20 protein-coding genes are annotated in these 20,332 nt (G+C 37.5%); 14 read left to right on the top strand and 6 right to left on the bottom strand.

The features are described from left to right. The first annotated feature begins 6 nt into the window (after positions 1 to 6). Positions 7 to 606: a hypothetical protein gene (locus tag QZ289_RS05840; protein WP_295700317.1), complete on the top strand. Its 600-nt coding sequence runs from the start codon at positions 7 to 9 to the stop codon at positions 604 to 606. Positions 607 to 749: 143 nt separating this feature from the next. On the opposite strand, the gene QZ289_RS05845 is transcribed toward QZ289_RS05840, so the two are convergent. Together QZ289_RS05845 and nusA are read right to left on the bottom strand one after the other, a co-directional pair. Next, positions 750 to 965, bottom strand: coding sequence for a hypothetical protein (locus QZ289_RS05845; protein ID WP_295700321.1), 216 nt, complete (start codon positions 963 to 965; stop codon positions 750 to 752). Positions 966 to 1,195: 230 nt separating this feature from the next. Further along, positions 1,196 to 2,326 (bottom strand): transcription termination factor NusA, encoded by a 1,131-nt coding sequence (gene nusA, locus QZ289_RS05850; protein ID WP_295700323.1) that lies wholly within the window; start codon positions 2,324 to 2,326, stop codon positions 1,196 to 1,198. 185 nt (positions 2,327 to 2,511) lie between these two features. On the opposite strand from nusA, the gene QZ289_RS05855 reads away from it, so the two are divergent. The 10 genes from QZ289_RS05855 to QZ289_RS05900 all read left to right on the top strand — a co-directional run bounded on the left by QZ289_RS05855 (position 2,512) and on the right by QZ289_RS05900 (position 11,615). After that, a complete protein-coding gene (locus tag QZ289_RS05855; RefSeq protein ID WP_295700325.1) occupies positions 2,512 to 2,760 on the top strand; it encodes an HP0268 family nuclease in 249 nt (82 codons plus the stop codon). Between the two features lie 36 nt (positions 2,761 to 2,796). Beyond that, positions 2,797 to 4,161 (top strand): tRNA (N6-isopentenyl adenosine(37)-C2)-methylthiotransferase MiaB, encoded by a 1,365-nt coding sequence (gene miaB, locus QZ289_RS05860; RefSeq protein ID WP_295700328.1) that lies wholly within the window; start codon positions 2,797 to 2,799, stop codon positions 4,159 to 4,161. After that, complete coding sequence (locus tag QZ289_RS05865) at positions 4,151 to 4,795, top strand: lysophospholipid acyltransferase family protein (RefSeq protein WP_295700331.1); 645 nt, start codon at positions 4,151 to 4,153, stop codon at positions 4,793 to 4,795. The genes miaB and QZ289_RS05865 overlap by 11 nt, the downstream gene beginning before the upstream one ends. 77 nt (positions 4,796 to 4,872) lie before the next feature. Continuing rightward, on the top strand, positions 4,873 to 5,892 hold the full coding sequence (locus tag QZ289_RS05870) for a hypothetical protein (protein ID WP_295700334.1): 1,020 nt from the start codon (positions 4,873 to 4,875) through the stop codon (positions 5,890 to 5,892). Positions 5,893 to 5,895: 3 nt separating this feature from the next. Then, positions 5,896 to 6,438, top strand: a complete 543-nt coding sequence (locus tag QZ289_RS05875; RefSeq protein WP_295700336.1) for a hypothetical protein — start codon at positions 5,896 to 5,898, stop codon at positions 6,436 to 6,438. After that, entirely contained in the window at positions 6,438 to 7,019 is a 582-nt protein-coding gene (locus QZ289_RS05880) for a hypothetical protein (protein ID WP_295700338.1), read from the top strand. Before QZ289_RS05875 ends, QZ289_RS05880 begins: the two co-directional genes overlap by 1 nt. A gap of 17 nt (positions 7,020 to 7,036) precedes the next feature. After that, on the top strand, positions 7,037 to 7,978 hold the full coding sequence (gene rsmH / locus QZ289_RS05885; RefSeq protein ID WP_295700340.1) for a 16S rRNA (cytosine(1402)-N(4))-methyltransferase RsmH: 942 nt from the start codon (positions 7,037 to 7,039) through the stop codon (positions 7,976 to 7,978). Further along, positions 7,971 to 8,309, top strand: coding sequence for a hypothetical protein (locus QZ289_RS05890; protein WP_295700343.1), 339 nt, complete (start codon positions 7,971 to 7,973; stop codon positions 8,307 to 8,309). Before rsmH ends, QZ289_RS05890 begins: the two co-directional genes overlap by 8 nt. 641 nt (positions 8,310 to 8,950) lie before the next feature. After that, entirely contained in the window at positions 8,951 to 10,378 is a 1,428-nt protein-coding gene (locus tag QZ289_RS05895; RefSeq protein WP_295700345.1) for a cytochrome c, read from the top strand. A 142-nt stretch (positions 10,379 to 10,520) separates the two neighbouring features. Continuing rightward, a complete protein-coding gene (locus tag QZ289_RS05900) occupies positions 10,521 to 11,615 on the top strand; it encodes a DUF354 domain-containing protein (protein ID WP_295700347.1) in 1,095 nt (364 codons plus the stop codon). A gap of 215 nt (positions 11,616 to 11,830) precedes the next feature. On the opposite strand, the gene QZ289_RS05905 is transcribed toward QZ289_RS05900, so the two are convergent. Together QZ289_RS05905 and rimO are read right to left on the bottom strand one after the other, a co-directional pair. Further along, positions 11,831 to 13,837, bottom strand: coding sequence for a methyl-accepting chemotaxis protein (locus QZ289_RS05905; RefSeq protein WP_295700349.1), 2,007 nt, complete (start codon positions 13,835 to 13,837; stop codon positions 11,831 to 11,833). Positions 13,838 to 13,919: 82 nt separating this feature from the next. After that, positions 13,920 to 15,275, bottom strand: coding sequence for a 30S ribosomal protein S12 methylthiotransferase RimO (rimO, locus tag QZ289_RS05910; RefSeq protein WP_295700352.1), 1,356 nt, complete (start codon positions 15,273 to 15,275; stop codon positions 13,920 to 13,922). Between the two features lie 473 nt (positions 15,276 to 15,748). Here rimO and QZ289_RS05915 point away from each other — a divergent pair, with 473 nt between their 5' ends. Next, positions 15,749 to 16,315: an outer membrane beta-barrel protein gene (locus tag QZ289_RS05915; protein ID WP_295700371.1), complete on the top strand. Its 567-nt coding sequence runs from the start codon at positions 15,749 to 15,751 to the stop codon at positions 16,313 to 16,315. Here QZ289_RS05915 and fabI read toward each other — a convergent pair. Then, entirely contained in the window at positions 16,312 to 17,142 is an 831-nt protein-coding gene (fabI, locus tag QZ289_RS05920; RefSeq protein WP_295700354.1) for an enoyl-ACP reductase FabI, read from the bottom strand. The genes QZ289_RS05915 and fabI overlap by 4 nt on opposite strands. 105 nt (positions 17,143 to 17,247) lie before the next feature. Continuing rightward, a complete protein-coding gene (gene folK, locus QZ289_RS05925; protein WP_295700357.1) occupies positions 17,248 to 17,754 on the bottom strand; it encodes a 2-amino-4-hydroxy-6-hydroxymethyldihydropteridine diphosphokinase in 507 nt (168 codons plus the stop codon). A 70-nt stretch (positions 17,755 to 17,824) separates the two neighbouring features. Here folK and QZ289_RS05930 point away from each other — a divergent pair, with 70 nt between their 5' ends. Then, entirely contained in the window at positions 17,825 to 18,574 is a 750-nt protein-coding gene (locus QZ289_RS05930) for a protein-disulfide isomerase (protein WP_295700360.1), read from the top strand. A 518-nt stretch (positions 18,575 to 19,092) separates the two neighbouring features. Next, positions 19,093 to 20,052, top strand: coding sequence for a transaldolase (locus tag QZ289_RS05935; RefSeq protein WP_295700363.1), 960 nt, complete (start codon positions 19,093 to 19,095; stop codon positions 20,050 to 20,052). Positions 20,053 to 20,332: the final 280 nt, after the last annotated feature.

Here is a 20,332-nt window from a genome sequence, read left to right on the forward strand (position 1 = left end):
GAGCAAATGAGATGGATTATTTTAAGCGCGTGTATGCTATTTTTAAATGCCTGCGTTGATGTGAAAATTGTTTCATCTATTGATAAAATTACATATTTTAATCTCTATAATCCACAATCTTTTGAGAATGCAAAAACTTGCAAGAAAATATCAAAATTAGCGATGTTTGATATATATGCCAATGCTCCCTATGATAATAGCAATATTTATATTTTTAATATGCAAACTTTGCAAGTGGATACATTATTTGCTAAGAAATGGATAAGCTCACCAAAAGATATGCTTAAGATGGCACTGCTTCTTAAGGCACAAGAGCAGTGTTTTGAGCTTTCAACACCGCCATTTGGGACACAAAAGATACATAAAGCCTTAAAGCTTTCCTTGCTTTCTTTACAAATTTTAAATGACAAAGGTAGCTATAAGGCACAAGTGAGTGTTTTTTATGAAATAATGGATATGAAAACACATCAAAACAAAAGCGGTATGATAGAATCTTTAGTTCCATTAGATTCTATAAATGATGAATATATCGCCCTAGGCTTTGCTAAAGCAAGTGATGAGATACTTAAACAGCTTTTAAAGGTGCTTGAGGCATATAAAGGATAATCGATATAATGCTTTAAATGGACGACTTTAGTGTGATAAAGCAGCCAAAGAAAAGATAGGTATAAAAAAGTATCTTGTAAAAGATTATATGCAATTTTAGCTTTTTATTTTACTTTTAGAGTTTGATATTTAAGAGCTTAAATTTAAAATTGAATTTCTTTACCCTTATCATCTTGTATAATCCAGCCTTTGGGTGAGGGCAAAATATGATAAGTTGCTCCTGTTTCTAAATCAAATACATAGCAGGGTGAGCTTTCTAACTCTGCTCTTTGCACGGGAATGACTTTAAGTCTCTCACACACTTCTTGCATATCTTCACACAGCGCACTAAAGCCACACATCATCAGTTTATACCGCATAGGATTCTCCATTTTTATTTGCAATATTGTCATTTGATATTTTACAAAAGGTATCAAAATGTCGTGGTTTTATGATACATAAATACAGGAAAATAAGACTTTGTCTTAGGTATTAAAGCGTATTTTCACTTTATATTTGCATATAATTTATTAGGGCTTAAGTGATATAAAGCAACTCCTGAAGTGAGGATACTACCATTTAAACCTATTTCCTGCCGTGTAAGAAATTTCTATGATTTAAAAAGTGAGCTAAGGGCATCAATTCCAAGTTTTTCGCTCTCTATTTTCTCTTCTTTATCTGGTGTGCGCTCACTTGCTAATTCCACAAGCTTAATATCACATTCACATAGCATACTTGCCAAGCGGATATTTACGCCATTTTTTCCAATGGCTTTGCTCTTTTGGTCGCTTTTGATTTGCACGATTGCTTTTGGGCGTTTATTCTCTGCACCTTGCTCTATTTTCACACTCATTACACTTGCAGGTGTCAAAGCCTTAGCCACAAAGATTTCAGGTGTGCTATGATACTCTACACAATCAATATTTTCGTTTGCCAATTCCTTGCTCACTGCATTGATACGCACACCTTTTACGCCCACGCAGCAGCCAATAGGATCAATCCTCGCGCTATTAGAATACACCGCAACCTTTGCCCTATCCCCCGGAATCCTCGCGCTCTTAAAAATAATCACCTCATTATCTTTAATCTCTGGCACTTCCATTGCTAAGAGTTCTTCTAAAAATTTTGGTGTCGTGCGTGAAAGCTCCACTTGCAAACCATTGCGATTAATGTTTACAAATTTGAGAATGGCTCGCACACAATCACCTACTTTGAATTGCTCGCCCTTAATGCGATTTTTCTGTGGCAAAATAGCGCGGATACTCTCAATTTCAATAAAAGTATTGTCTTCTTTATCTATGCCTACCACTTGCCCATTAACGATTTTACCCACCATAGCGCGGAAATTTTGCAAGATTTGGTCTTCAATGGAGCGTTGCAGTTGATATTCAAGATTCACAAAAAGCTTGTTAATTGCGCCTCTACTCATCGCCTCTAGTTGTATTTCGCAATCCACTTCATCATTTATTGCCACATCGCTTAGCTCTTTTGTGTTAGATAGAGGGATATAAATGGCTTTTTCTTCCTCATTGAGCTCCTTATCATCAGCACATACCTTCATACGATAAAATAGCCTTAATGTCCGCTCTTTGCTATCTTCTTCGACAAAATAATTATGATAGGGATTAATTTCTTCACGTGCAATCTTAACTAACCCCTCTTTGACAATCTCTAGCACCACTTGATTATCTAAGCCCTTGTCATAGGCAATCAAATCAATAATGTCTAAAATCTTTTCCATTTAAATCATATCTCCTAGTCCTATTGGATACCCTATGTGGCTGTGTGAGGCTAAAAGCTTTCTTAAAATACCATAAGGCTTATTAAAGAAGAATCTCATTGTAATGAAATTTTGCTTAAAGTTTCAAAAATATGCCTATTTTTAGCTATAATAACCGATTCTAAAATAATACTTAAGGAGATATTATGGAACTCAAACTTGCCAAAACCACACTTCAATCTAAAAGCAAAGCAGGAGCAAAAATCAGCTGTGAGGATATATTAAAAAAATGCACTCAAGGCACACATATCTTTTACTTTGACAAAGAAAATTCACATAAAGATATGCAAAAGGCTTGTAGCTTTTTCCAAAAAGCCGGGCATAGTACACATCTGCACGAAGTGCGTTATGCGCTTGATGAGGGAAGCTATATCTATGAGCTACATATTATTTAATTATCTAAAAAAGAAAAAATATTGACTACAAGGAATATGAAATTATTTATCCAAACGATGGGTTGTGCGATGAATGAGCGTGATTCAGCACATATGATTGCTGAATTGCAGGATAAACTGCAATATACCCTTACAAATAATGCCAAAGAGGCAGATTTGATACTCATTAATACCTGCTCCGTGCGGGAAAAGCCTGAAAAAAAACTATTTTCAGAAATTGGAGCATTTGCTAAAGAAAAAAAACAAGGTGCAAAAATCGGTGTGTGTGGTTGCAGCGCGAGCCATCTAGGGGCAGAGATTATTAAAAAAGCCCCGAGTGTGGATTTTGTGCTAGGGGCAAGAAATGTCTCTAAAATCACGCAAGTCCTTTCTCGCCCAAAGGCTGTGGAAGTGGATATTGACTATGATGATAGCACATACGTCTTTGCTTCGCCCCAAACTATGGGTATTAAAGCAATGCTTAATATCTCTATTGGTTGTGATAAAAAATGCAGCTATTGTATCGTGCCTTTCACGCGAGGCAGGGAAATCTCTATCCCCAAAGATTTGCTTCTCACAGAGGCAAAAAAACTTGTGCAAAATGGCGCAAAAGAGCTATTGCTTTTAGGACAGAATGTTAATCATTATGGCGTGAGATTTTCCCACCCTCACCCTAGGACAAACTTTACTGATTTATTACAGGAGTTAAGCCAGATTGATGGATTGTATAGAATTCGCTTTACCTCGCCTCACCCGCTACATATGGACGATGAATTTTTAGAAGCATTTGCTACTAATCCTAAAATTGCTAAGGGCATACATATCCCTTTACAAAGTGGCTCTAGCAGGATTCTTAAAATGATGAAGCGTGGATATGATAAGCAATGGTATCTCTCACGGATAGAAAAGCTTAAATCACTTCTGCCTAATGTCGGTATAGGCACGGATATTATCGTAGGATTTCCCACAGAATCCAATGCAGATTTTGCAGATACAATGGAGGTGGTAAAAATCGTAGGCTTTGATACGCTATATAGCTTTGTATATTCGCCACGTCCGTACACAAGTGCATATAGTTATGATAAAAGTATGCAAGTTCCACCCGAAGTAGCAAAGGAGCGTCTAGCGCAATTACAGAATCTTCATAAAGACATCTTACGTAAAAAGGCGCAGGAGGAAAAAGGGCGTGTATATGAAGTGCTAGTAGAAAATCACCGTGATGATGATATGCAGTGCTTTAGCGAGGGGCGCACAAGCCATAATAAACTTATTAAAATCATAGGCAAAGCCCTGCCTATTGGGGCTATCGTGCAGACAAAGATTACACATAATGAGGGCGGGGCGTTAATGGGTGAATTTATAAGAGAGCTTAGTCTTAAGGAAGCTTTAGAGTTTAATATAAGGGCGGCTAATGCTAAGTAGAGAGACAAAAAGACGCATTTTAAGCAAGATTCTCCCGCCGCTAATGTATGGAATCTTGCGACTTTTATATGTCTTGACACGACATAGATTCCACATCAATGAATATGCAAAAACACATAATTTCATTGGGGCTTTTTGGCACGGGGAGCTGCTTATGCTGCCTTTTTTATATAAGTATTTTCAAAAGCACGTAAGCAAAGAGCGCGATAAAGGCTTTTATATTGTGCTATCTCATCATTTTGATGCAAGTATTATGGCAAAAGTCTGCGCTATGTTTGGCTTAAAAAATGTGCGCGGCTCAAGCTCTAGAGGAGGGTTAAAAGTTTTAATAGATGCCTTTGGACTTCTTAATAATGGCTACGATGTAGCCCTCTCACCTGATGGACCAAAAGGACCTTATCATTCTATTGGCGATGGTGTGGTGGCGATGAGTCAAAAAACAGGCAAACTTATCATTCCTTTACGTGTTGTATGTAGTCGATACTGGGAGTTAAAAAGCTGGGATAAGTTTCGTATCCCTAAGCCATTCTCGCGAGTGGATTATTATATGCTTGATGGTTTTGTAATCGACAAAAATATGAATGTTGAAGATGCAAAAGTATTGGTGCGCACACACTTAGAAAAGGAACTTTAAATGCTTGTGTATTCCTATATATTGAGAGAAGTTTTACTCGATTCTAATAAAACTCTAAAAGAGCGAGGAGAATTGATTTGCTAAGATTTTTGCTTCGTCCATTTTTTTCTACAATCCTTATTGGTGTAAATCTCGATGGGAAGGTATGCTCGCTTCAAATTGTAGTGATGAAAAATAATAAAGTCAAAAATACCATCAATAAAGAATTTAAAATCGTAGATAAGGAGTTGCCCATAGAAGCAGCAAAGCTCATTAAAAGCTATAAACGTAAATACCCCTTCACTTATCTTAGTGCAATGAGTAAGACTTATAATCAAGGCTTAGCAAATTGCTCTAAAAAGGGCGATCTTATCAAATTTGGTGTCAATTCTAAAACATCACGTATTGTTGAAATGCCTAACCAATGGCTTTTTTATATTCAAAATCTCGCAGTAGATGAAAATCGTGTCAAATTTATTCGCGCTCTTGGTTTGGATCTGTTATTCTCTCCTTTTATGCTTGTGTATGAACACATCAAGAATCAGCTAGGCAACAAAATTAAGCTCTATGTATTGCAGGAACGGGCGAGTATGACGCTTTTTGTAGCTGATAAAAAAGGGGTGTATTTTGGTGGATTTTTTATGATAGGTGGAGAGTTGGAGCAAAGCGATGATGATAATAGCTCTATGACAGAGGTACATTCTTTTAAAGAGCTAAGTGAGTTGGATTCCATACTTGGTTCACTTGATGAGCTCAATGAAATTGGTGAGCTAGAGGATTTAGACGAAGAGCTTATACGCAAGGAGTTCGCACCTGATGAAGTGGATTCTCAAAAACAGCAAGAGGCTGAAATGTCTCGTTTAGAGGCTTTAAGAGATTTAGCACGTGCCTCAAATGCAGCGGAGATTCTCAAAAATTCTATTAGCGAGTTTTATAGCAATCCTATCTACAATGCCCAGTTTATAGAAACTATCGTAATTCTTGATACTTATGGTATCACCAAACAAGCCCTTGATCATATCCGCCAATCTTTAATGATTGATGTGAAAGTGCTTCCACTGAATATCCCTGAAGCACTTATTAGGCTTGCTAAAGCAGAGCTTGGTAATCAAGGATAAGATATGACTTATAGCTTTATACGTCCTAAACCTAAAAGTATTTTCAAACGTTATACAAAAATTTGGTTTTTTTACACAGTGTTAGCCGTGGTTTGCATATATGCTTTCGCACAAGCCCTAGAAAAACAAAGTATTGAGAAAATTAACGAAAAAGCTCAAATAGAAGAAACTATCCAGCATACAAAACTCAAAGCCATTGTAGTAAAAGACTATATAGAGCGGCTTGATTATGAAGTCAATCTTGGGGAGAAAATCCAAATACAAAACAAAATGCTAAAAGATGGGCTATCTAATCTCCTCAATCTCATTCCTGATCAAATTACAACAAAAAGCATAGAGCTAGATTACAATATGCTTGTGATGAAAGGCTTAACACCTTCAAAAGAAGTGTATAAGTTTCTTTTAGAAGCCCCATTACGTGCAGTTTTTACACAGACAAAAGTAGAGTTTTATCCGCTTATGAGTGGGTGGTTTAACTTCGTCTCTGTAAGCAAGGCAAATCCTTCACTCAAACCCCTTAAGCCGACTAGCCAAGGAGCACAGTAATGGATAGTGATTTTCGCACAGATTGTACGCTTAAGAATCTTGCATTTTTTTGTATGTTTGTTGGTATTTGCGGATTTTGTATTATTAATATGCTTCTTCCTAAAATTACTGAATACAAAAAACAAGCGTTAGAGACCAAAAAATCAAGAACAACCCTCAATCAAGTCAATAAAGATTATCTCGCTATAGAAGCACAGCTTAAAACACTCTCTACCCAGTATTACAAAATTCTCTCAAGCCTGTATAATGAGGGTGATGAAGCAAAGCTACAAGATTTATTACAAAGTCAATTCAGTGCAGTAGAAGTAAAAAAATTAAATAGCACAAAAGAACAAGAAATCATCGATACTCGCTATCAAATCATTGGCTATGCCCCAGATACCCAGAGCATTGAAAATTTTATCCTATGGGTAAATAGTATGCCTTACTTTGCACGTGTGGAGCTGCCTATTAAAATGGAATTTGATGAAAAAAGCAAGCATATTTATTTTGTAATGATTGTTGGGCTTAAAAATTCTGCCTACAGAGAACATCAAATTATTCTTGAAAATCATTTGCGATTTGATCATTTTAAGCCTTAAAAATCGCTAGAATCACTATGCTAAAGCATTATTCCGTCTTAAAAAATGAGCTTACAAGAGGGCTAGAGTGGCAGGGTGGTGTGCTGCTAGATTGCACACTAGGTTTCGGGGGGCATAGCTTTGCCTTTTTAGAATCTAATCCAAACACACAAATATATGCCTTTGACAGAGATAGTTCTGCTATTGCTTTAGCCAAGGAGCGCTTGAAGGATTATGCCTCGCGTGTTTGTTTTTACCATCACCCTTTTTCACACGCGCTTGAAAGCTTAAGTGATGATGTGCTAAAGCAGACAAGAGGCATTATCGCCGATATAGGGGTAAGCTCTATGCAGCTAGATGAGGAGCATAGGGGCTTTGGCTTTTATTCTAAAAGTTTAGATATGCGTATGGATTCACAATCCCCGCTTAGCGCACAAAACGTGCTCAATACCTATTCTCTCGTGCAGCTAGAGACGATTTTTAGAATCTATGGAGAAATAAGACAAAGCAAGAAACTCGCTCATCTCATTGTGGAGCAAAGGCAGAAACAGCCCTTTGAAAGCTGCCTTGAATTAAGTAACTTGATTGAGAGGCACTTCCCACGTGTGGGTGGATTACACCCGGCCACATTAGCATTCCAAGCACTGCGTATTGAGGTCAATGATGAGCTAGGAGAATTACGCACTTTGCTTCAAAGCATAGAGAATGCGTTTGTTAAAGGAGTGTTGTATAATTGCAGGGTAGGTATCATCTCCTTTCACTCGCTTGAGGATAGAATCATCAAGCAGTATTTCAAGCAATGGAGTAAATCCTGCATTTGCCCACAGGAGCGCTATAAATGCGAATGTGGCAATAACCACGCTTTAGGAGAAATCCTTACTAAAAAGCCTATTGTGCCAAGCAAAGAGGAAATCGCTCAAAATAAACGCTCACGTAGTGCGAAACTGCGTATTTTTGCCTTAGGAGAGAAGTATGAATGAAACACCCTCTTTGCACGATATTATCTTGCCACATTCACGTGTGAATGAATGGGAGAAAGACGCGCTTTTAGAGAATCTCCCAAATAAAGAAGTAGATGTCAAGGAAACAAAGAGCTTAGGGTTTAAGGAGTTAAAAATAGCAATGTTCATTTTCTTAGCCCTGCTATTTTTGTGTGTGCCAAAAATCTATCTCTCTAATACGATTTATTACCTGAGTAAAGACATTGTGAGCCTACAAACTCAGCACGATATACTCCTTGATGAAAACAAACGCTTAAAACATGAGATAGAAACCCTCCGCTATCGCTTTTTGATTTTAAAGGAGTTTTAGCTTTGGCGCAGTCATAATCGAAGGTTTACAATTATTTTCTTGTGAGCTATTTATGACAAATAGACTAAAACTAGAGGATTTATTTAGATTATATCCCTCCTTAAAAGGCACTAAGTATACTTACATATCTAAGTCTTATATAGAGGAAGAAAAACAAAAGAGTTATTGTTTTAGAAAGTAACTTTTGCCAAAAATAGGCAACAAAAAGCATTTTCATTTACTTTACTTATCTTTTTTTAATAAAAAAATAAGTTGATTTTTCATTTCTCTCCAAGAATACTCACGTTATAGCAATGCCTCTAAGTCCCTGTATGTCGGTAAAATTGCGACTAAACATTATTGATTATTTTACAAACTTATCGTTAAACTATATATTTAGAATATTTTTAAATATATAGTTTAATTTTAAATATAATTAATATATATTTAAAGTATAATTAAATATATTAAGATTCTAAGTCTGTCTCTTCGTAATGAAGTTAAAAGACAAGAAGCATTGTATTGAAATATCATATTAAGTTATATGCGGTAAAAATCAGGGGCAGGGGTGCTTTATGTTTTACTATCAGCCATACAAGAGGGTTTTAACCCCAAGTAGTGGATGCAAATCAACCAAATCTTTTTTATTATGTGCAGCAAGTATGTTATATATTGCTTGTTTATGCTTTATCCCCACAGTATTATTGTCTAAAACTTATGATGAAGCCGTGATTACTTCTCTTAAAAATGGGGGCAAACTCTATAAAAAAGCTTGTGCCCAATGTCACGGTGGTAAAGGGAAAAGCATACCTCCCGGAGGAGCACTCCACGAACCCATTGCTGGTATGCCTTATGCTGTATTAGAGAGCATACTTTTGGGCTATCGGCAAGGTATGGGAGATAATGGTGGGGCAAAAGGGACAATGAGCGCAAGCCTTATGCGCTTTAAATTTACCGATCAAGATATAAGAGATATAGCTTTGTATGTAGAAAATCTTAAACCTAAAGAAAAAACAGATGAGCAAAAAGAAACGTATAATGCAGCCTTAGAGGGATATTATTATCAAGTGGCTGCATATAAAGGGCAAATGCCTCCTAGCATATTAAGTAAAATTGCCCAATATCCCTATATCGTGCATATGAGCGAGAGCAAAGGCGATATACTCTATCGCTATCTTATAGGTGCCTATGCATATCAAGATCTCAAAAAAGATAAACAAGCCATAGAAATACTTACTAAACAAACCCATATTCAACGCAATATGAAACCTATGATTCGCCACGTAGATCAGACTCTTTTGTTGTCATCAGTTGATAGAGCTATAGAGCTCGTCGCTTTAGCCAAAGCCAAAGAAGTATTTGTGCAGCAAGCTCCTATTATACCAGATTCAAATACCCCAAATAAAGATAATACAAGTCACAACAGCTCTACAAGAACTCTTCGCAACAAAGAAGAGCAAACCAAACAAGAAGACACAAGCCAAAAGAATATCCCAACATATACAAATAAAGAAGATAAGAAAGTAGAAATTAAGCATAAAAAGACACAGGAGAAAGATTCTAAAGAAAATGCTCCAATAAAAAGTGAGCCCACACAACTCACCCAAGAGCATAAGAACGCCTCTATACGAAATCTCTTTGCAGACGATGAGCAAGAAAATGCACAATCTGCTTCAAACAAAAAGACTAAGAATCTCGCAAAGAATAAAGATGTTCTTACAGATTCTAAAGATACAGAGCTAAATGCCACAATCCATACCGATAAAAAAGCAGATATTAAAGAAAACTCTTTGCCTTTTACATCTCACCTTAAAGAGGGATATTACTATATAGTAGCCACTTATGCCAAAGAAATACCCCCCCATACACTTAAAAGCATTGCCTCACATCAGTATATATTGTATCAATCAAATAATGGAGAGTATGTCTATATAATGATAGGTGTTTATAAAGATAGAAAGCATATGCGATTACATTTCTCTCAAGCCCAGAAGATGGCAGAAAGCATACATATTAAAAAAGGACAGCCAAAGCAAACTCCCCGACCAGCAAGAATGGAAAATGGAATCTTAAAGGAGATATGGCATTAAACGGGCTAGGAGTAAAGCTATCCCTTTTGTCCTAAAATAAGCTACAATAATATTTTACACAGCAGTATTTTAATCCTGCCTTATGGGCTTGAGCCTTGTTTCGCGCCCATAGCTTGATATAGATAGATTCACAGAGGTAAATATGATTTGGCTTGATATTATTGACCCAAAATATGTGATGTTTTTCAAATCCCTTATCCCACAGCTCCAATCCTTTGATGAGGTGATTATCACCACACGCAAAAGTGAGGGCTATGATGAATGCGCAAGGCTTTTAGGGCTTTTTAATATCCAAGCCACAGCCATAGGTGGCTATGGCGGAGAAAGTAAGCTCGGCAAGTTTGAATCTCGGCTTGAGCGGCAGAAAGGATTTCTCACACTTTTTGAGAAATTAGGCAAAATACCACGCCTTTTTATCACAGGTGCTAGTGTCGATGGGGTGCAATGTGCCTTTGGCTTAGGCATACCCATAGTGCATTTTGCTGATACACCTATAGCTGATGAGGTATTTAGCAAAGAGAAGCTTACTCTTCTCTCCCGTCTCACGATTCCACTCTCTACGCTTGTGTTTCGCCCTTTTATCGTGCCAGAGATATGCTATACGAGTGTGGGGCTGCTCCCATCGCAAGTTATATCTTATGATTTTATCGATGTGGTATTATGGCTACAAGATATGCCCTCTTATGAGCGGGATTCTAAGCAAAGGGGAGCATTTGTGCGTGAGTATGGGCTAGATTCTAAACTACCCATTATCTTAGTGCGGGAGGAGGAGTATAAGGCGCATTATGTGAAGCAAAAGCTGCCTATTATTTATGAGAGTATTCCATTGCTAAGTGATATGGCAAATGTGTTGATTATGCCACGTTATGAGAGCGATAGTCTAGAATCTGCCTTTAGCACATATAAGAATGTGAAGATTCTTAGAAATAAGCTAGAGCCAAAGGCATTTTATCCATTTATTGATGTGCTAGTAGGTGGGGGTGGGACGATGAATCTAGAAGCGTGTTATTTAGGTATACCGGTGATTTCTACACGTTCGCTTTTGCTTTTTCACGATAGATTTTTGCTTGATTTGGGGCTAATGTCTCACGCAAAGAGCGCATTAGAAGTAAGCAAACTTGCACAAAAATGGCTTACGCATACCCCTTTACCCAAAAAATGTGATGATGTGTTTGCTCCTAATGGTGCGGACTTTAGCACGATTTTGCCACATATTGCAAATTTTTTGAAACAATAGAATCTAAGAAAGTATTTTTAAAAATCATTAGGACTTAGGTTTATAATTTTTAAGAGGAAATCAGTCTAAGAATCTATCCCATTTGGTAGAAGATTTATGCTTAAAAGTTACATAGGAGTGTAGATGAGCATAAGCGCATATACACTCACACGATTTTATATAAGCCTAAGATCCTACTTGGGCAAGTGAGATTCCTCAAAGCACAAATGATAGGCTTATATCTTAAAGGTGCTCATCATTTCATCAAGCGTTTTGCTTTGTTCACTAAGAGCTTGGAAGTGATTTTGTATATTTTCACTAATTTCTACGATTTGATTCACGCACGAGGCGATTTTGATACCATTTTCCACGATAGCTGAAGCATTTTCATCTACTTTTTGTGCGCCCTCTAGGTTTTGTAGAGATTTTTCCATTGCTTCTTGCACCAATGAAGATAGAGATTCTATATTGGCATGCATCACTTGAGATTGCTCTGTAAGGCGAGTCATAGATTTAGAGCTATTTTCCATATCGGTAGAAACTTCATCTATGGATTGCAAAATAGATTGGATAATGCCGCTTGTCTCGGTAATAGAGTGCTGTGTGCGCTCAGCTAACTTTTGCACCTCATCAGCGACCACAGCAAAGCCTCGTCCGTGTTCTCCTGCTCTTGCTGCTTCAATAGCTGCATTAAGTGCTAAAAGATTGGTTTGATCGGCAATCTCAGTAATCGCTATAAGCACTCCTTGAATATTTTTTGCCTCATTAGCAAGAGAGAGTATCTTTTGCACATTTTCGTGCTCTTTTTGTGCATCTTGAGCAATCTCCTCATTGACGGATTGTATTATGTGCTTTGTTTCTCCCATATTGTTTAATACACTATCTAAAGCCTCTTTTGTTGCATTTGAAAGTGTAATATTTTGCTTTAAAATATCTGCACTTGCTTCGCCTATCTCGGTATTATCTTTAGAGATTTTGGCAATATCCTTGGTGTTGTTGTCAAGTTGGATAGATGTTTTTACAAGAGTTTGTGTGATGGAGAGATTATTTTTGATAAGCTTTACTACTTCCAAGAATACATCGTGGATATAGCGGATAAAGGCATTTACAGAGTGTGCCATTTTTGAAATTTCATCATTTGCAAGAATCTTTACCTGCTCTGTTAAATCTTTATTTTGTGTGATATAGGCAAGTTTGGTATTGACATTATTTAAACGTGTGAGGATATTTTTTACCACAAATACACTAAAACCAATAGTAAAAAGCAGCACAAAGCCATACACCACAAGCAATATTTCAAAAGTAGCCTTCAAGGAATCAAGTTGTGCAAGTGTGAGATTTCTGATGCGTGTGGCAATAAAGTCCTCTATATCTCTTAGCACATCAATTTTTGCTGTAATAGTATCAAACCAATGTTTCGCATTAATGCCAAAATCTCCTGTATGTCGCTTTTGGGTGAGAATATCACGCATTCTTTGCACTTCAGCAAAGCTTTTATCTTTGATGGCTTTGTTATAAACATTATTGCTTTCCTGTGAAGCGATAAATAAAAAAATCTTTAAAAAACTTTCTTGCTCGGATATAAGAGAAATCGCCTTATCATAAAGCGCATCGCTTGGTGGGATATTAGCAGCAAATATACCATTGATTGTGGCTCTCTCTAGCCCAGCCCTCTCCTTTGCATAAAGGAAGTTTGTATAAGCTATCATAGCTCGAGCTAAAATGGCATTATTGATAAGATTAGCAGATTTTGTAATGCCATCAAGTAAAAGTGCAATGGTAGAAGTGTAGTATCCTATTATCTGTGGGGTGATATTTTCTTGTGAGGTGATAGCGTTATCAGCTTTTTGCCTTGTTTGTTCTATTTTTAGGATAGATTCTAAGCCTTGCTGCAAAGTAGTGAGAAAGGCTTCATTTAAATTACTACTATTTGATAGCATATCTTGCAATGTCTTGATTTCTTTGTTTGTGCGTGTGCGCTGCTCTTTAAGCTCATTGCTAAATTGCTTCCCTTGAGAGACCACAAACCCTGCACTTAAACCCCTTTCCTTTTGCATTTCGTGCACAAGATCTGAAATTTGTTCAGAGATGCGAATTTGCTCTTGCAGCACCTTAACCTCGTTAATTGATGTGAAAGTTTGTGAAAGCTGCAAGCAGAGAAAAGAGATAAGAGCAAGAAGTGGAATGCCCATAAGAGAAACTATTTGAGTTTTAATGCTCAAATGCCGAAGTAGCGAAAACATAAATATCCTCCCCGTCATTGAAGATAAAAGGTGCATAAGCCTATCCTTATATCTAAAAAGTCTTTATTTTTTGCTGTTTTTGCTAGGAAATATGCGCTAAATGCGCAAGAACTTTACCAAAAAGGAAGTTTTGCTTGTATGCAGTGACTTTGGTGCGGTAATATCCTTCGCTTAAAGGCAGCATATTGCCACTTTTATCACACATCTCGCTATCATTGATGAGAATCTCCCCATCAATATCCCTGCCCCACAGCACAAGCCGCGCCCTATAAAAATACTCGCTTATCTCGCTTTTACCCTCCACGATAATATTCACTTCCTGCCCCACAAGAGCTTTATTTAGAGCCTTTTGCTGGGCTTTGATAATGCGATTAAGGGCATTTATACGGGTATTTGTGATTTTAGCGCTTACTTTAGGTAGCTTATAGGCTAGGGTGTGTTCTTGCGGCGAGTAGGCAAAGAGATTAATCCTATCAAAGCCAAAAGATTCTATAAACTCGCACAACTCTGTAAATGCCGCTTCATCTTCGCCGGGGTGTCCAAGCACAAGGCTTGTGCGGATAAAGCTATGTGGGACTGCCCTCATCGCCCTTAATAGTTCTAAATGTGCCGCTTTATCTGCTCCTCGTCTCATCGTGCGTAGCATAGAATCTGCGATATGCTGAATGGGCATATCAAAATATGGTAAAAAGCACTTTGAGGCAGCAATAGATTCTATGAGTTGTAAAGAAGTCGTGCTGGGGTAGAGATAAAAAATCCTACAACTTATATCAAGGTTAAGATTATCAATAGCTTGAATGAGCCGTATAAGCCCATCTTTTTGCCCTAAATCACGCATATATGAGCTAGAATCTTGAGCGATAAAACTAAAATCTCTAAATCCTTGATTATAGAGATTTGTCAATTCTTTGAGTGTGGATTGCAATGTGCGTGAATGGAGTTTGCCTTTAAATTGTGGAATTGCACAAAAGCTACATTGTTGATTGCAACCCTCGCTAAGTTTAATATAAGCGTGAAAAGATGAGCCGACAATCACGCGCTTATCGTTTTCATCAGCCAAAAAGACTTTATTAGACGCTATGCCACGCCTTTGAGCTATCATATTATCGATTTTGTCATAATCGCTCACGCCTGTGATAATATCAATCTCTGGTATTTCTGCTTTAAGTTCATTAGCATATCTTTGCGAGAGGCAGCCGCTTACCACAAGCAATGCACCCTTTTTGCGATTGCTTGAGGCGTGGAGAATAGTTTGGATACTCTCTTGCTTGGCAGATTCTATAAAACCGCAAGTATTAATGATAATTACATCAGCACTTTCAAGCTCTTGCGTGAGGGCATAAGATTGTAATCGTCCAAGCATTACTTCAGAATCTACAAGATTCTTTGTGCAGCCAAGTGAGATGAGGTGGAGACTCTGCTGTGCTTTAAAACGCATTGTTTGTGAATCCTTTATGAAAATAAAAGACACATTGTAGGCAAATTTGACTTAAAAAAGATTATGTTACAAAATTACATTACTCAAAATATTGATATATAAAATAATAACAATTATTATATTGTATAGTATAATCATTCAATCAAATCATAAAGTTTTGGTTTGAGATAATCTTTAAAAGGAGGTGTAGTATGTGGGCTTTTGTTGCTGGAATACCTCTAGGTCTTTACTTTTAATTTGAGGGTATCAGGATAGATTCTACCTTGATAATAATGTTTAGCACTAAGCTTTAATGCTAAAATAAAGAGGAGGATTTATGTTATGGTATTTATTCGATTGGTCTCTACTTATACTAAGGTTTTGGTAAAAAAGTGCGATTTTTATATTAAGCTGTGGTTTGCTAAGTTGATGAGTTTATAATCTTATTAAATCATTAAAGGAGATAAAATAAAAAAAATTCTTGCTTTTATTACATTTATTTCTGCTCCTGTGCTCCAAAAGCACAGGAGCAGAAATACTGCTTCATAGCAGGTGGAAGTATAGGTTCTCAAACCACTTGGTTTAAAAATGCTGATACAAATGTCAAATGGAGCAATATGGGCGAGACTTTGTATAACAAGAAAGGTGGTTTAAGTGGACGCGGCGCGGTGGGCTTACAGATAAATACGAGCCAAAAGCTTTTTACGCGTATCCTTGTTGAAGTCGCAGATTCAAATCTCTTGAAAAGTGATGCGAAACCATCATATAGAAGCTATGGTATCACTTGGGAAGAAGGGTATAGATTCGCTCCACGATTTTATACCTTTGGCGGACCGGGTGTGCATTATGCACAACTTAAGCTTAATGATGAGAGCACAAAAGGATTTGGGGTAAATGTGAATCTAGGATTAGGCTTTGTGCTAAGTGATTTTGTTAGCCTTGAAGTAATGGGGCGAGGCAGCTTTCCTCTAAGTGATAAATTTAAGGAATTAGGAGCTAATAATAATGAATCTCTACCTATGCAACTTAGTTACCTCGCGAATATTATGATTGCTTTTTAAGAGCGTAAAATATCCCAACGTGGTGTGATTTTGCCATCGACTTGCTCGGTGGCACACATACCCATAATATTATATCCTGCATCGACATAATGCACCTCACCGGTAACGCCACTTGCAAGAGGACTGAGCAAATACATCGCTGCATTTCCTACCTGGTCAATACTCACATTCTCACGCAATGGCGCATTTGCTTCATTCCATTTGAGCATAATATTAAAATCACTTATTCCACTTGCAGCTAAGGTTTTAATAGGACCTGCGGAGATAGCATTGACACGAATGCCTTGTTTTCCCAAGTCATAGGCAAGATAGCGCACAGAAGATTCTAAGGCAGCTTTTGCCACGCCCATAACATTGTAGTTTGTTACATATTTGACACTACCAAGATAGGTAAGTGTGAGAATCGCCGCATTTGGATTAAGCAAGGGAAGCATAGTGCGGGAGAGTTCGATGAGTGAATATACAGAGATTTCCATAGCGGTATTAAAGGCTTGTTTGCTCGTTTGGATAAACTCCCCTTCTAGCGCATCTTTAGGAGCGAATGCCACAGAATGCACGATAAAATCAAGTCCTCCCAAATCCTTTTTGATCGCGTTAAAAAGTGCGTTAAAATGCTCCTCTTTACCCACATCAAGCTCATACACGCGCTCCTTTGCCCCAAACTCCTCTGCGATAGGGCGCACTCTTTTCTCTAAGGATTCGTTTAAAAATGTAAAAGCTAAATCTGCTCCTTGTACCTTACACGCTTTGGCGATACCATAAGCAATAGAGCGGTTATTTGCTACACCTACGATTAACCCCTTTTTCCCTGCTAAGATTCCAGACATAGCTGCCTCCTTGACCTCAAATAAAATAAGTCTATCATTATACACTTTAAGTTTTTAACACAACCTTACACATTGCTTTATAAGCCTACCAAAGCGTTATAATCCCTAGAAGCATTCCATAAAACTTAATGGCAGCATTACCGATGGACGCTCTTTGTAGTGTTTATGTGGGATTTGCAGGTGAGAGAGATTCACACGTAGGGTGTTAAAATAGATTAAATCTATATCAAGAGTGCGAGGGGCGTTTTTAAAAGCCCTTTTTCGTCCTCGCCCAAACCGCCGTTCCGCATAAAACATCAGCCTATATATCTCCCTTAGACCCATATCACTTTGACATATCATAATCGCATTATAAAAGTCATTTTGCATTTTAAAGCCAAAGGGAGGATTACGCCATATAGGAGAAGTAGCGCAAATATGGAGGCGGGAATGTGCCTTTAGCCACATAAAGAGCGATTCTAAAATCATTATGCTATGCTTGTGTGCCTTTGGGATATTTGATCCTAGAGAAAATACCGCCATATTGCGCCATTGCTTTGTATATGAGGCTTGAAAAGGATAATGCTTTGAGCTTAGAATCCCTGCTTTTTTACCCTTATTGTCTATTAACATCATCTACCTTTGTATTTGTCAAAATATTATAGAATCTTAGCCTAAATTCCATATTGTTAAAGGCAGAGCGATGAAAAAATTTGAAAAAATCTTGCAATATATGGCTTTTTTAGCACTTTTTAGCACGTTGTGTTTCGGGGCGAGTTTTGAGGAGACACTTAAAGAGACATTGAAAAAAAGTGCAAAACAAGATGTAAAGATCATCAAAATCCAAAATCTCACCTCAACACCTGATGTGAAACTCGTGCTAATAGCCGTAGGCGATATGCAAATACCCATTTTTGCCAGCAAAGATGGCAAAGTGGTAATTGGTGTCTCAAATGTATTTTTTGCCGACAAAAGCGAGGATATGGGAGCTGTGAGCAATCTCATTAAGCAGACAGACACCAGCTCTAAGCCTGATAATGCTACTCTTGAAACATTTTTTAAAAAAATTGCTAAAGATGAATACATCATCCTTCATTCCCCCAATAAAAATGTGAAAAAAATCACCTATATTGTTTCTGATCCTAATTGCCCCTCCTGTCAAAAGGAATTGCAGGGTGTTGAAAAGCGATTGGTAGATTCTGATGTGTATATGCTGATTGTTGGCTTTGTGGGGCAAGATTCACCACTGAAGGCGAGTATGATACGCGATAGATTGCTTGATGCAAAGGACAATAAGCAAAAGCTTAGTGTGCTAAGAGAAGTCTATACCCCGCATTCTAAGGTGCCTACAAACTACCTTAACATTGATACAAAGGACACGATGAAAATCAATCAAAAAGTCGTAGATGCGGGTATCAAAAGTGTGCCATTTATTTATGAGAGCAAAAAATAGGAATCTTAAATTACAAAATAAGTAAAGTGGATAGATTTATAGAAAGCTTTTGTTATGTTTTTTCATCTCACAAAGATAATGATTGATGAAAAGTTGATAAATTCTAGGGTTTGCTATTTTGGCATTGCTTAGGCTTGAGGTATCAATGGCAAATGGTGTCTATTGTCTTGCTACTAGCTTTTTAGATTTATTAATTCTTAGCCCACTTTATATCTCAAAATTGTTTTTGGTTGAGTCACCTTTTATTGACTTTAGATAGATTCTCTTTGGTTATGGGATATTGATGTGAATCTCCTCTTCTTCTGTAAATGTCTATTTTGCCAAAAGAATTAGGCTTTTCATCATAAAATTAATATGGAGTACCAGCCATTTTCTACTCTTTTGTGCTAAAAGATTTCATTAATAAAGAGGTTTGTTGGCATAATGGGTTGCAAGCATTATTCTTTTGCTTCACATTTGCAAGTTAAGCTTTTCAGGTATAGAATCTACATTATAAATTTCATTTACGAGGAGCAATAATGCCGCTTGATTTTAGCTTATGGTGTGATTTTATCCAAAAGGATTTTTTAGAAAAGGAATTTGTTTCATTGGTAGATTCAGGGGCAATACAAGGAGCGACAAGCAATCCTAGCATTTTCGCTCAAAGCCTTAAAACCTCCGCCTATGCAGCAGCTATACAAGCCCTCAAAGGCGCGAAGCCCAAGGCGATTTATGAGCATCTTGCCATAGCAGATATTAAGAGGGCAGCAGAGATTCTAAAGCCTTTGTGGGATAAAGATAAGAGCAAGGGTTTTGTAAGCATTGAAATCGACCCATTTTTGAGTGAAAATGCTGCTAAAAGTATAGATGAGGGCATAAGACTCTATAATGCCATAGCTATGCCTAATGTGATGATTAAAGTCCCAGCTACTCCCGCAGGATATGAAGTGATGAATGCTCTTACACAAAGGGGTATAAATGTCAATGCCACACTTATTTTCACACCAAATCAAGCCAAAGAATGTGCCATTGCATTAAAAGAGGGCATACAAACCTCACACATTCAAGCTGTGATCAGTGTATTTGTCTCACGTTTTGATAGGGCGGTAGATACTCATTTAGAGCAGCATTTACAGGCTAAAATGGGCATTATGAATGCGATGGATTGCTATGGGGAAATTGAGCATTTCAAAGTGGATTCTATCCGCACACTTTTTGCTTCTACAGGCGTGAAAAGCGGGGATTTACCACCAAGCTATTATATTGATAGCTTGATTTTACCTCATAGTGTGAATACTGCACCGCTTGAGGCGATTAGAGCTTATGAAAATAGCACAAACAAAGCACAAAAATCACTGATTAGCGCACAAGAGCGCAACGCATTTTGGGCGGAGGTAAGCAAAGCGGGGATAAATTATCAAAATTTATCACAAAAGCTTTTAGATGAAGGGCTTATAGCCTTTCAAAAGAGCTTTGAGGATATGCTTAGGGCTTTATAGGCTTTATCTATGAAGCAGAAAACTATTGATTGGGATTAGTAAAGCCAAAGCCATAAATAAAAACACGTTCGAGGCTATGTGAGGTTGTCTTAGAATGATTTGTCTAAACAGAGAATGTTAAGGATTGAAGTCATAAACTAAAGGCTACTTGAGAGGATACCCTGCCTATTTAATAGTAGATAGGGTATCGGGGGGGGGGGGTTCCAATCCGCCCTAAAACTTATCCAATATGCTCTTGCAGGCAAGATTCTTTGATAGGGATTAATATATGATGTGCCAC

Source organism: uncultured Helicobacter sp. (genome assembly GCF_910577135.1).
Lineage (GTDB): Bacteria > Campylobacterota > Campylobacteria > Campylobacterales > Helicobacteraceae > Helicobacter_C > Helicobacter_C mastomyrinus.

Excerpts from the sequence above, each read along its gene's own strand:
- QZ289_RS05845 (WP_295700321.1), bottom strand. The coding sequence starts at position 965 with ATGCGGTATAAACTGATGATGTGTGGCTTTAGTGCGCTGTGTGAAGAT.
- nusA (WP_295700323.1), bottom strand. The coding sequence starts at position 2,326 with ATGGAAAAGATTTTAGACATTATTGATTTGATTGCCTATGACAAGGGC.
- QZ289_RS05930 (WP_295700360.1), top strand. The coding sequence starts at position 17,825 with ATGAAAAAATTTGAAAAAATCTTGCAATATATGGCTTTTTTAGCACTT.
- QZ289_RS05855 (WP_295700325.1), top strand. The coding sequence starts at position 2,512 with ATGGAACTCAAACTTGCCAAAACCACACTTCAATCTAAAAGCAAAGCA.
- QZ289_RS05880 (WP_295700338.1), top strand. The coding sequence starts at position 6,438 with ATGGATAGTGATTTTCGCACAGATTGTACGCTTAAGAATCTTGCATTT.
- folK (WP_295700357.1), bottom strand. The coding sequence starts at position 17,754 with ATGTTAATAGACAATAAGGGTAAAAAAGCAGGGATTCTAAGCTCAAAG.
- QZ289_RS05900 (WP_295700347.1), top strand. The coding sequence starts at position 10,521 with ATGATTTGGCTTGATATTATTGACCCAAAATATGTGATGTTTTTCAAA.
- QZ289_RS05890 (WP_295700343.1), top strand. The coding sequence starts at position 7,971 with ATGAATGAAACACCCTCTTTGCACGATATTATCTTGCCACATTCACGT.
- rsmH (WP_295700340.1), top strand. The coding sequence starts at position 7,037 with ATGCTAAAGCATTATTCCGTCTTAAAAAATGAGCTTACAAGAGGGCTA.
- QZ289_RS05875 (WP_295700336.1), top strand. The coding sequence starts at position 5,896 with ATGACTTATAGCTTTATACGTCCTAAACCTAAAAGTATTTTCAAACGT.
- QZ289_RS05895 (WP_295700345.1), top strand. The coding sequence starts at position 8,951 with ATGTTATATATTGCTTGTTTATGCTTTATCCCCACAGTATTATTGTCT.
- miaB (WP_295700328.1), top strand. The coding sequence starts at position 2,797 with ATGAAATTATTTATCCAAACGATGGGTTGTGCGATGAATGAGCGTGAT.
- fabI (WP_295700354.1), bottom strand. The coding sequence starts at position 17,142 with ATGTCTGGAATCTTAGCAGGGAAAAAGGGGTTAATCGTAGGTGTAGCA.
- rimO (WP_295700352.1), bottom strand. The coding sequence starts at position 15,275 with ATGCGTTTTAAAGCACAGCAGAGTCTCCACCTCATCTCACTTGGCTGC.
- QZ289_RS05840 (WP_295700317.1), top strand. The coding sequence starts at position 7 with ATGAGATGGATTATTTTAAGCGCGTGTATGCTATTTTTAAATGCCTGC.
- QZ289_RS05865 (WP_295700331.1), top strand. The coding sequence starts at position 4,151 with ATGCTAAGTAGAGAGACAAAAAGACGCATTTTAAGCAAGATTCTCCCG.
- QZ289_RS05935 (WP_295700363.1), top strand. The coding sequence starts at position 19,093 with ATGCCGCTTGATTTTAGCTTATGGTGTGATTTTATCCAAAAGGATTTT.
- QZ289_RS05905 (WP_295700349.1), bottom strand. The coding sequence starts at position 13,837 with ATGTTTTCGCTACTTCGGCATTTGAGCATTAAAACTCAAATAGTTTCT.